The sequence below is a fragment of the Candidatus Sericytochromatia bacterium genome (genome assembly GCA_035285325.1).
Lineage (GTDB): Bacteria > Cyanobacteriota > Sericytochromatia > S15B-MN24 > JAQBPE01 > JAYKJB01.
In genome coordinates, this window is record JAYKJB010000085.1 from 51,613 (window position 1) to 62,074 (window position 10,462).

10 protein-coding genes are annotated in these 10,462 nt (G+C 65.7%); 4 read left to right on the top strand and 6 right to left on the bottom strand.

The window, feature by feature from the left end; translation table 11 throughout:
* Positions 1-2: 2 nt before the first annotated feature.
* The gene (locus tag VKP62_11375) at positions 3-254 is read right to left on the bottom strand and encodes a sulfurtransferase TusA family protein (GenBank protein ID MEB3197794.1); all 252 of its coding nucleotides are present in this window, start codon (positions 252-254) and stop codon (positions 3-5) included.
* Positions 255-422: 168 nt separating this feature from the next.
* Positions 423-1,607: an MBL fold metallo-hydrolase gene (locus VKP62_11380; GenBank protein MEB3197795.1), complete on the bottom strand. Its 1,185-nt coding sequence runs from the start codon at positions 1,605-1,607 to the stop codon at positions 423-425.
* 92 nt (positions 1,608-1,699) lie between these two features.
* On the opposite strand from VKP62_11380, the gene VKP62_11385 reads away from it, so the two are divergent.
* The 3 genes from VKP62_11385 to VKP62_11395 all read left to right on the top strand — a co-directional run bounded on the left by VKP62_11385 (position 1,700) and on the right by VKP62_11395 (position 4,655).
* Positions 1,700-2,059, top strand: coding sequence for a metalloregulator ArsR/SmtB family transcription factor (locus VKP62_11385; protein MEB3197796.1), 360 nt, complete (start codon positions 1,700-1,702; stop codon positions 2,057-2,059).
* A 141-nt stretch (positions 2,060-2,200) separates the two neighbouring features.
* Positions 2,201-4,009, top strand: a complete 1,809-nt coding sequence (locus VKP62_11390; GenBank protein MEB3197797.1) for a M3 family metallopeptidase — start codon at positions 2,201-2,203, stop codon at positions 4,007-4,009.
* Positions 4,010-4,070: 61 nt separating this feature from the next.
* The gene (locus VKP62_11395; protein ID MEB3197798.1) at positions 4,071-4,655 is read left to right on the top strand and encodes a methyltransferase domain-containing protein; all 585 of its coding nucleotides are present in this window, start codon (positions 4,071-4,073) and stop codon (positions 4,653-4,655) included.
* A 20-nt stretch (positions 4,656-4,675) separates the two neighbouring features.
* Here the strand turns inward: VKP62_11395 and VKP62_11400 are convergent, their stop codons facing one another.
* On the bottom strand, positions 4,676-5,794 hold the full coding sequence (locus VKP62_11400; protein ID MEB3197799.1) for an alpha/beta hydrolase: 1,119 nt from the start codon (positions 5,792-5,794) through the stop codon (positions 4,676-4,678).
* Here VKP62_11400 and VKP62_11405 point away from each other — a divergent pair.
* A complete protein-coding gene (locus VKP62_11405; protein MEB3197800.1) occupies positions 5,793-6,740 on the top strand; it encodes a phosphatidylserine decarboxylase in 948 nt (315 codons plus the stop codon). The two genes, VKP62_11400 and VKP62_11405, sit on opposite strands and share 2 nt — an antisense overlap.
* A 24-nt stretch (positions 6,741-6,764) precedes the next feature.
* Here VKP62_11405 and VKP62_11410 read toward each other — a convergent pair whose 3' ends face one another.
* The 3 genes from VKP62_11410 to VKP62_11420 form a co-directional block, all read right to left on the bottom strand.
* Positions 6,765-7,790 (bottom strand): phosphatidate cytidylyltransferase, encoded by a 1,026-nt coding sequence (locus tag VKP62_11410; protein ID MEB3197801.1) that lies wholly within the window; start codon positions 7,788-7,790, stop codon positions 6,765-6,767.
* On the bottom strand, positions 7,787-8,644 hold the full coding sequence (locus tag VKP62_11415) for a CDP-alcohol phosphatidyltransferase family protein (GenBank protein ID MEB3197802.1): 858 nt from the start codon (positions 8,642-8,644) through the stop codon (positions 7,787-7,789). Before VKP62_11415 ends, VKP62_11410 begins: the two co-directional genes overlap by 4 nt.
* On the bottom strand, positions 8,637-10,462 hold a 1,826-nt coding region (locus tag VKP62_11420; protein MEB3197803.1), incomplete at its 5' end, for a 1-acyl-sn-glycerol-3-phosphate acyltransferase. The genes VKP62_11420 and VKP62_11415, both read right to left, overlap by 8 nt.

A 10,462-nucleotide genomic window follows, 5' to 3' on the forward strand; every position in this document is an offset into this window, starting at 1 on the left:
CCTTAAGCCTTCTTGGTGAGGTAGTGCACGTACACCTCTGTCCCACCTTCCTGGAGGGTCTCTTGCCGGGTCAGGTCGGCGGCCTTGTTGGTCTTGGCCCAGCCCTGGAAATCGAGCACCGAGCCCTTGTCGGTCGCGACCACCTTCAGCGTGTGCCCTGCCGGCAGCGTGTCCAGCGCCTTCTTGGCCTTGACGATCGGCATGGGGCACTTGACGCCGCGCACGTCGAGTTCCGTGATATTGGCTTCACTCATGATTGTCTCCTTCTCAGTGTTCAAGTCAGCGCGGGCACCTTGCGATACACGCGAATCGGGTCCTTGGCTGTCAGTTTCCCACGGTTGCCAGTGGCCCCTTCAGGCAGCCGTCCATTTCTGATCGAATCGGCACCCCCCTGAAGCCATCTGACGCCCCCCTGGCCACTTTCAATGTCTCTGCGCGCTGGCACACGCCTTGCTCGCGGCGCACTCGTTCTTGCCGAGGTCCAGCTCGCGCGCACGCTCCTCGTCGATTTGCAACCAGGCCAGGTTGACCTTGCGAATTTCCTGGTATATGGCAGGGGCCTCGCGCTGGTTTTCTTCCAGGAAGCGGACGAAGTCGGCCTCCGACTGCAAGCGCAGAGCTGCGTTGGTCTGGCGAATCGCCCCCAGCGTGCCGGCGACCAGGCCATCGGCCCGGACCTCCTCCAGGCCTGCGTAGTGGGCTGGCAGCACCAAGACGTCGTCGCCCAGCCTGGCCAGTTCGCCCCCTGGTCCCAGCGTCCGATACAGCATCCGCCCCCACTCCTGGAGCTTGCCCCCCAGGTCGGGACGTCCGATCGAGGCCACGAAGAGCGTGTCGCCGCTGATCAGAAAGCGTCCGTCGATCAGCAGGGAGGCGCTGCCGGGCGTGTGCCCCGGTGTGTACAGGGGCATCAGGGTGATCGCCGTGTTACCCAGCATGATGGTCTCGCCGGCCTGAATCGCCCGATAGTCGAACTTCGCGCCCTCGGCATCATGCGCGTCGATCAGATAGGTCGCTCCGGTGGCCTCTGCCAGACGCTGGCCACCCGAAATGTGGTCCGCGTGCAAGTGGGTGTCGAAGACGTGGGTGATGCGGGCCCCCAGTCGCTGGGCGATCGCCTGATACGCGTCCACGTGTCGATGAGGGTCGATCACGAGGGCCTGACCGCCATCCGCCACCACGTAGGCCAGACAGCCCTTCCCGACACGCTTGAGTTGCTTCACCACCAGGGAGGTCCCGGTCGGCACATCGACCTCGACCAGCAGATCGCCCCAGGCACTCATGCCGCCCTCCAGGTTGCTCACGTGGAAGCCTCGCTCCCGCAACAGGTCAGCCACGAATTCGCTGGAACCGCCCTTGGCGCACACCACGACGATGGGCAAAGCCCGATCGGCCTCCAACGCCGCGACCGCAGCTGCTTCGTCTTCGAGAAAATCAAAATAAGGGATATGACGCACCGCCGCTGGGGCGTGTCGGCCCTCGATGCGCCAGCTCGCAAACTCCTCGGCGTTGCGGACATCGAGCAGAACGAAGGCCGTGTGGCCATGTTCGAGCGCATCGTGGAGCTGCTGGGTGGTCACGACAGACTGGTTGTTGAACAAAGTCAAGGCTCACCTCCGTGTCTCACTGGACTATATTACTATATAGTTATATAATTCACATTGTCAAGCCTGGGTACAACGAACCTAGAGGATCAGCCATGCCACAAGACGCGCCATCCCCGCGCAGAAAGCAACTGACGGCCGAGGGGTTCGACCAGATCGCGACCTTCTTCAAGGTGCTGGCCGACCCGGTGCGCTTGCGCTTGCTGCACGCCCTGTTCGAAGGGGAGCGCACGGTGATGCAACTGATGGAGGCCACCGATTGCAACCAGGCCAATGCCTCCAAACACCTGAAAATCCTGCTGGAAGCGGGGCTGGTGGTGCGACGGAAGCAGGGCACACACGCCTGGTATGCGATCGGCGACCCCAGTGTCTACGGCCTGTGCGAGATGGTCTGCGAGCGTCAGGAAGCGTTACTGGCGGCACGGGCCCGCTTGTTCCGCGACGCGGCCTCCTGAGGGGGGCCGCTGGTCGAACGAACCGCTCACTCGCGGCCGCGCGCCCCTGGGGGCATTGCCCCACTTGCGTGGGGAAGCGCCCGGGACAGGGAACAATAGCAAGGCTGCCTCAGCCAGGCAGCCTCGCCCTGTGAAGCCCCCATGACAACGTCCCCCGCCACCGAGCCAGATTCGCACGATACGTCCCACGAATGGGACCTGTCCCGGCTGTACGAATCGCCTGCCGACCCCCGCATCGACGCGGAGCTGGAGCAGGCGCGCAGCCAGGCCAAGGCGCTACAGGCAGACTACCATGGTCGCATCGCCCAGGCGGAGCCCAGCGCGATCCGACACCTGCTGGACGGGCTGGATGCGATCGCGAGCCTGTCTGCCCGCCTCTTCGGGTATGCCTACCTGCTGTTCTCCGCCGATACCCAGACCGAGGACAACAAGCGCCTCTACGCGCGCATTCAAAGCGAGATCCCCGACATCCGCCAGGAAATCGTGGGGCTGGAACTCGAACTGCAGAACCTGAGTCAGGAACGCTTCGATGCGCTGCTGGCCGCTCCCGAACTGGCCAGCTACCACGACCACCTGCGCCGGATGCGGCGCCTGGCCAGCCATGCCCTGAACGAGCTGGCCGAAAAGATTCTCAACATGAAGGAAGCCACGGGTTCCCAGGCCTGGACCCAGCTCTACTACGAGACCACGGCCGACTTTCGGGTTCATCTCGGCTTGCCGGAACACCCGGAGGAAATGACGCTCTCCCAGGCCTATGCCGTGCGTGAAACCGGCCAACGTCACGAGCGGGAGGCGGCCTTCAACGAAACGCTCAGGCTGCACAGGCAACAGTCCCGGGTGCTGACCCCGGTTTACAATGCCCTGTTCGAGAACTGGCGGCACACCATTCTGCTGCGAGGCTATGCGCACCCCCTCTCGCCCTTGCTGGTGGAGGAGGCGGTCACGCCTGAGACCATCGAGACGCTGATCGAGACCGTTGAATCGCGCCACGAACTGGTCCAGCGCTACTTTCGCGGCAAAGCCCGGCTGCTCGGCTACGACGACTTTGCCAGTCACGACATCCGCGCCAATTACAGCGGGCAGAACAGCTTCATCAGCTACGAGGAGGGACGGGACATCGTCCTGGACACCTTTGCCTCCTTTTCGGACGACCTCGGCCAGGTGGCCGCCCACTTCTTCGAAGCCCGCTACATCGACGCCTTCTCCCGCACCGGCAAGCGGGCGGGGGCGTATTGCCTGAGCGCGGGGCCGGTCTTCCACCCCTACCTGTTTCTCAATTACAACTTCACCCTGAAGGACGTGATCACGACCGCCCACGAGTTGGGACACGGGGTGCATAACGTGGTGGCAGGGCGGCACCACAATCTGACCAACAGTGACCGCATGACCCTGTTCATGGAGACGCCCTCCACCTTTGCCGAGACGCTCACCTTTCAACGCCTGATCTACCGAGAGGTTCGACCGGAGGTGCGTCAGGCCCTGCTGGGCAACCAGCTCGAATCGGCGATCCTGAAGATTTTCAAGTCGGTCGCCCTGACCCGCTTCCAGCTGGAAGCCTACAAGCGTCGGGAACAGGGGGTGATTCCCGCCGAGACGTTCTGCGTGATGTGGGACGATCGCCTGGCCTCGCTCTATGGCGACAGCGTGCGTCGCAGCGAGTGGGACGCCTGGGAATGGTTGACCTTCCACCACATCCTGAACCACCCCTTTTATGACTACGCCTACGCCTTTGGCCAGTTGCTGGTGTTCGCACTGGTGCGACAGTTTCAGCAGGACCGTCAGGCCTTCGAACCGCGCTTCATGTCCTTGCTGGAGGCAGGGACTTCGCTGACCATCGGCGACCTGCTGACGCGGGTCGACATCCGAATTGACCAGGCAGCCATCTGGCAGGAAGGATTGGCCTACTTCGAGCAGATGCTCGAGGAATTCGAAAGCGGCCTCGACGGCTAGCAGGGTGTCTCGACGGCGAGCGTGGTTTATAATGCCCCGGTCACTGCAGGAAGGGGTTCTCATGGCAGACGCGCTGCTGTTTCTCAAGCATTTTCTTTCCCATCCCTCCCAGATTGGATCCCTGCTACCAAGCGGCCCCTACCTCGTTCGCGCTCTGCTCGACGGGGTGGACTTCGCCCAGGCCCGCACGGTGGTGGAATACGGTCCCGGCACGGGCGTCTTCACGGCTGAGATCCTGCGCCGGCTCCACCCGGACGCGCGCTTCCTGAGCATCGAACTGATGGATGACTTTTACACGGCGCTCAGGGCACGCTACGACGACCCCCGCATGACGCTGGTCAAGGGTAGTGCCGCCGATATCGCCGACATTCTTGCCGCGCACGACTTGCCCGCCCCGGATGCCATCGTCTCGGGGTTACCCTTCACCTCCCTGCCAGACCCGCTGGTTCACCAGATCCTGACGGAGTCCTGTCGCGTGCTGGCGCCCGGTGGACGTTTTCTGCTGTATCAATACACCCGCTACCTGACGGGGCACCTCGACCAGTATTTCTCCGCGATCGAGTCGCGCTGGACCCTGCGCAACGTGCCGCCCGCCTTCTCCTTCGTCTGTCGCCACCCTCGCATTCGCGAGACCGCCACCGTCTGAGCGGCGCATCGCCGGCCTGCTCAGCCCTCCCCTGGCGCCCCTCGTTCCTCCAGCAGGGCCTGGATCGCGCTCACCAGACGCCAGAGGCCCAGCGGGGAAGGCCGCAGCATGGTCACGTGGCGCAGCCCACGAACCAGATACAGACGACTCTGGCCGACCGGGGCGGCCTGATGCAGGCCCAGACTGTGAGTCAGGTGAATCAGGTCATCCTCGTAACCATGAACCAGAATCAGCCGCGCGCGGATGCCGGACAGATCACAGGCGGCCACGTTCAGGGCGTGCAGATCCTCCACCATGCGCGTCGGCAGGGCCGTGAAGAGGGCGTCATACTGGCCCGGATCACGGTTCTGGATGAAATCGAACAAGGCCCTGGCTTCCGGGTCGCGCAACTGGGCCACCAGGTCGTCAATCTCGGCCAGCGGCGCCTTCTCGCGGCGGTCGATCATGCCTTGAATGGCCGCCCGGGAGGTCAAGTCCTCGACGTGCGGCACCAGACTGGCCGCCAGCACCCAGCGGCCGTAGGGGTCGGGTTCCATCCGTTGCCATTCGTGGGCTGAGCCGAGCGGCACGCGATACTGTCCGGTGGTGACGAAACGGGTCTGCGCCAGCAGATCGTAGTAGCCACCGATGCAGAAGACGAAGCGCACCTTGTCCATCACGCCGGGCGTCACGGCCGCCATCACGCCGGGGCCCATTGCGAAGCTGAGCCCGCCGATACCTGCGCGCCCACCAGGCGACCAGACGGGGTGCTCCGCCAGCACCCGGAAGGCGTCCCGTACGATGCCAGTGTAGACGGGGCGCACGCTGAGGTCCTTGAGGCTCTCCAGTTGCGGCACCAGCACGGCGAAGCCGAGCCTTGCCAACGAGCCCGCAAAGCGAATGAGGCGTGGGTCGTCCTTGCCTCCGCGCGCCACCCCAGGAACCAGCAGCAAACCCGAGCGGGGCGCTTCCTGCGGCAGGTAGAGGTCGGTCGGGACAGGCCCGGCCGTGAGGTCCAAGGTCAGATGCTGCCGGCTCGGCGCGGGGGTGGTGCGTTTGAGCCGACTCGGGCCCCCTTGCGACCCCATATCGCCAAGCAGCTTCAGCGCATCGCGCGAAGGAAACGACAGATGGTCGAAGGTGGCAGGAAACGAGTTCATGGGCGAGCCATGGTATCCTGCTGCCATGCCGCCGTCCAGCACCACCGCGCCCTCAGCAGCCCCCGTTCGCCACCGCGATCGCCGCAGCGGGGAGATCGTGGAGGAGACCATCTTCGCGGAGCGCACGCTGCGCACCTTTTACGAGAACCCGCTCGGACGGTTGTTCTTTCAGGCGCTGCTCAACAATCGCGCCTTCTGCACGGTCTACGGCTGGCGCATGGACAGCTCAGCGAGCCGCAAGCTGATTGCCCCCTTCATCGAAAAATTCGGCATCGATATGGCGGAGGCGGCCCGGCCCGTGGAGGAATACCGCCACTTTAACGACTTTTTCACCCGCACGTTGAAGCTGGGCGCACGCCAGTGGCCCGAGCAGGCCGAACGCTTCGGCGCCCCGGGAGACGGTAAGTTGCTGGTCTATCCCGAACTCCACGCCGATGTGCGCATGCCGATCAAGGGCACGGCCTGCACCCCCGCCGGCTTGCTGACCTCCGAGCAGGCGGCTGCCCCCTTTGCGGGTGGCGCGGCTCTGGTGCTTCGCCTGGCGCCGCCGGATTACCATCGCTTCCATTACCCCGACGACGGCACGGCCCACGCCAGCCAGGAAATTCCGGGGGGCTATGAATCGGTCAACCCGGTGGCCCTGCGACGCGTCCCCGACCTGTTCTGTCGCAACAAGCGGGCCGTGACCATGTTCGACAGCGAGCATTTCGGGCGGATCGCCTATGTGGAGGTGGGGGCCATCACGATTGGGACGATCGTGCAGACCAGCCGGCCCGGCCATATCGAACGGGGCCAGGAGAAGGGCTTCTTCCGCTACGGCGGCTCCACCGTGGTGCTGTTGTTCGAACCCGGACGGCTCCAGTTCGATGCGGACCTGATCGCGGATTCCGCTCAGGGGATGGAGGTCAAGGTGCAGGCCGGCGAGGGCATCGCCACGGCCATCTGAATGTCCCGAGGGCGCTACTGAAGCTCAAGCCCAGGTCAACAGTGCCCAGAAAATCGGCGCGGTGAACAGGTAGCCGTCAAAGCGGTCCAGCACGCCACCGTGGCCCGGCAGGACCTGGCCGAAGTCCTTGAGGCCCCCGGAGCGCTTGAACGCCGAAGCCAGCAGGTCCCCCACCAGGCCGGCCAGCGCGAGCAGCACGCCCACGGCGCACAGCAAGGGCAGGCCGTGAGTGGGCAGCGCGAAGGCAAAGGCCCAGGCCGCCAAAGCGGCCGCCAGCACGCTGCCGGCCAGGCCCTCCCAGGTCTTGTTGGGGCTGAGCGCGGGCGCCAGCTTGTGGCGTCCCCCCAAGATGCCTGCCATCAGGCCTCCCACATCGGCCAGCTGAACCACCATCAGAAAGAACACCAGCGCGCCGAAGCCGCCCGCCCGGTGAATCAGGATCCAGAAAGCGCCCAGCAGGCCGACGTAGCAGACCCCAAGCCAGGCCCCGGCCAGGCGCTGCAGGACCGTTCCCTCACCGCGGCTGAGCAGGGTGACGGTGGCCAGCAGCAAAAAGGCGGCCATCAGGGCAGGCAACAGCGCCGCAGGACCACCCAGGTATGCCGCGACGGGCAAGGCCAGTCCGGCCAGAAAACCGCTCAGCCGATGCGGGGCCACGCCCACCTTCTCGAGCAGGGCCCAGAATTCGGCCAGGGCCACCGTCACCAGCACGCACACCACGCCGGCCCAGGCTTGCAGACTGACAAACGCGGGGACGAACACGGCCACGGCCAGCGCGAGCAAGGTTCCCAGCCGCACCCAAAGGGGGGTTTTCAGGACGGTCGGCTCGGGGACGGCCGTCGGGGGGACCGCCGTTTCGGGGGAGAGCGAGGAAGTAGCCTGGTCCACGCCGGACAGCGAGACGGCGCCGCCGACCAGCGCGGCTGGCGGCCCACTTCGGTGCTGCCGCCGCACCAGCGCCCGCGACACCCCGATCAGGCCCGCTCCCCCCACCACGAAGGCTGCCAGGGTGCGCACAAATTGCTCGGCGATCGCCGCGTCGCTGTTCACGCCGTTCTCCCCGGGGCTGGACGGCGACGACGGCCGAACAATGGTCCGGTCAGGGCATAGAGGCCGAAGAAGCCCAGCAGCGCAGGCCCTGGGCCCAAGCCAATCGCCGCCACCAGCACCACCACGGGGTGCCACCAGGGCGCCGTTCGCCGGGCATAGTGCTTGGGCAAATCGGGATAGCGCCAGGTGGTCACGGCCAGCAGCCCCACCACGATTGCCACGAAGGGGATGGCCGACGCCACGGCCAGGTTGAGTCCCGTCAGCTCTGGGCGTGTAAAGGTGCCCATGCCCAGTTCCTGGGCCGCCTGCGCGAAAGTCAGGCCGGTGGCGGCCACCGTCATCCCGACCGCCGGCGAGGGAAAGCCGCGAAAGAACATGTGTCCGCCCGCGCCCGTATCCGCCACATCCTCAGCATCGAAGCGCGCCAGGCGAATCAGCACACAAGCCAGCAGGGCCGCCCCCGCCCCCCAGGCAAAGTAAGGCGACCAGCCCGCGGCGACGCCCAGCACCCCCACCAGAAAGGCGGGGGCCACCCCGAATCCAACCACGTCACAGAGCGAGTCGAGGGCGGCACCAAACTTTCCGGTCGTGCCGGTCATGCGGGCCACGGCCCCATCCAGCATGTCGCAGACCCAAGCTCCCAGGATCAGCCAGGAGGCGAGCTTGATCGGCCACCAACCGGCTTCCGCATTCCAGCCCGAGAGCGTCACAAGCGCCCCGAAGCCGCACATCGCGTTGCCCAGCGTGATGGCATTGGGAGCGGCCTGACGAAGCGCCTGGCCGAGGTCAAAACGGGCGCGTCGAGCAGTCCCGGTGGCGTCGGGGCGCAGCGCTTCCGAAACGATCTCAGACATGCATGCCTCCTATCGCCCCGGGCACCTCAAGCAGGTCCTGACGACCGGACAGCCAGTCGGCGAGGGTGGTGAACCAGGGTCCCTCCGGCAGCCCCTGCATCGGCTTCTTCGGTTTGGCCTTGCGAATCGCACCGAGCAGCGCCTCACTCTCGGGCGTGCGGTTCAGGACGTGCTCCAAGGTCTTGAACATGACGGCCGGCACTTCGCCGACCTGAACCTTGGCACACCAACCCGCCACTTCGGCCGCAAAGGCATCATCCGGAGCGCCCGGCAGTTCCTGGCCTTCGGCGGGTCCCAGGCCATTGATGGCCTCGACGATGGTGCGCTTGCGCTCCGCCAGGCCCATGGCCTCGAGTTCCTCCGGCCAGATGGGGCGTCCGATGTGGTAGGTCTGCTTGCCGTGCCCATAAGGGAACTCCAGGCGCTGTTTGAGCTTCTTGGTGGGCAAGCCGCCCACGAAACGCACCGGCACGATCGGGGCCTCGGCCTGCAGGGCCAGGTCGATCAGGGCGGCCGTCACCTGGCCCACGGGCTGGTTCGCCGAGAGGGAACGGGTCCCATCGACGTGGACCAGCAACGACTTCTCATCCAGGGCCAGACGGGGCTGCATGGCCGCCAGGATGCCCGGCAGCGAGGCCGGATCCTGGCGGTCGAAGAACATGATCAGTTCCGGGTCGGTCACGCCGGGATACGAGAAGTGATGGGCAATCAGGCGTCCGAGCCAGCTGTCTCGGTGTTCCACCTTGGCCAGCGTGGCGGTCGGCACGCCGCCCAGCGCCGAGATGATCAGCGAGAACAGCAGCGACTCGATGCCGACCTGGTGATTGGCCAGGTAAATCGCCCCGCGGCCGTGCATGAACATCGTGGCATCCGGATCCTCGAGCTCGACCGACTGCACGTAGCGCGCGGCCAGGCCATAGTAGAGGTCTTCTCCCGGCCAGGGGCCCATCTGCAGGCGATCGCGCCAGTATTCCCGCACCGGCGTGAGATCCAGTTCCGGTGGCCCCGCATCGCTGACGGACACCTCTCCATCCGGTGCCACGTCCAGCGCGAGGTCGACGCGCGTCAGCGGCGCTTGCGGCACCGTGGCCTGGGTCGCATCATCGGACAGACGAACCTCGGAGGGATGCACCCCCAGACGCGTCCCGATGTGCTCCTTGGCCGCAATCTGGCGGGTCATCTCCTGCACATCGCCCTCGGTCTCGTAGAGGCGAGAGAGGGTCCCGGGCAACCAATCGCTGCCCTTGACCTCCTTGGGCGTCAGGCGGGTGGTCTCCCCGTCGATGCGCGCCAAGCCCACGTTCGGCACAGCGGTCTTTTCGCCCAGGAAGGCCTGGCGCTCGAGACCTGACACGGAGCCCAGCGGACCCTTCGGGAACAGGATGTAGACCAGTTCGAGATTGGCCCAGACGCGGTCGGCCGCGATCAACTGAATGTCGAAGCGCGGGAAGCGAGGCCCCTCGTGGAAACCGGTGAAGCGAACCTCGCAACGAACCGGCCCGGTGGTCGGCACCGGACCGTACAGCGACATCGAGAGCACCTTGGTGGGGTACCCCACCTGGTCCTCACCGATCTCGGCGCTCCAGCGGTGCAGGTTCGCCGACGGAATCGCATGGGTCATGCCATCGAGCAGGACCTGGTTCATGTAGCCCACCGGGGCGTCATGTTCCGCATTCAGCAGGGCCGTCGAGCCGTAGCTGCCCAGGGCCCAGCTTTCCATCACCTGGAAGACCGGTCCGTGGAACATCTCTCCATCCGCGTAGGGCAGGGTCTGCGGCTGCGCGTCATCGGGCGGCAGCCAGGCCGCCGGCGCCTCCA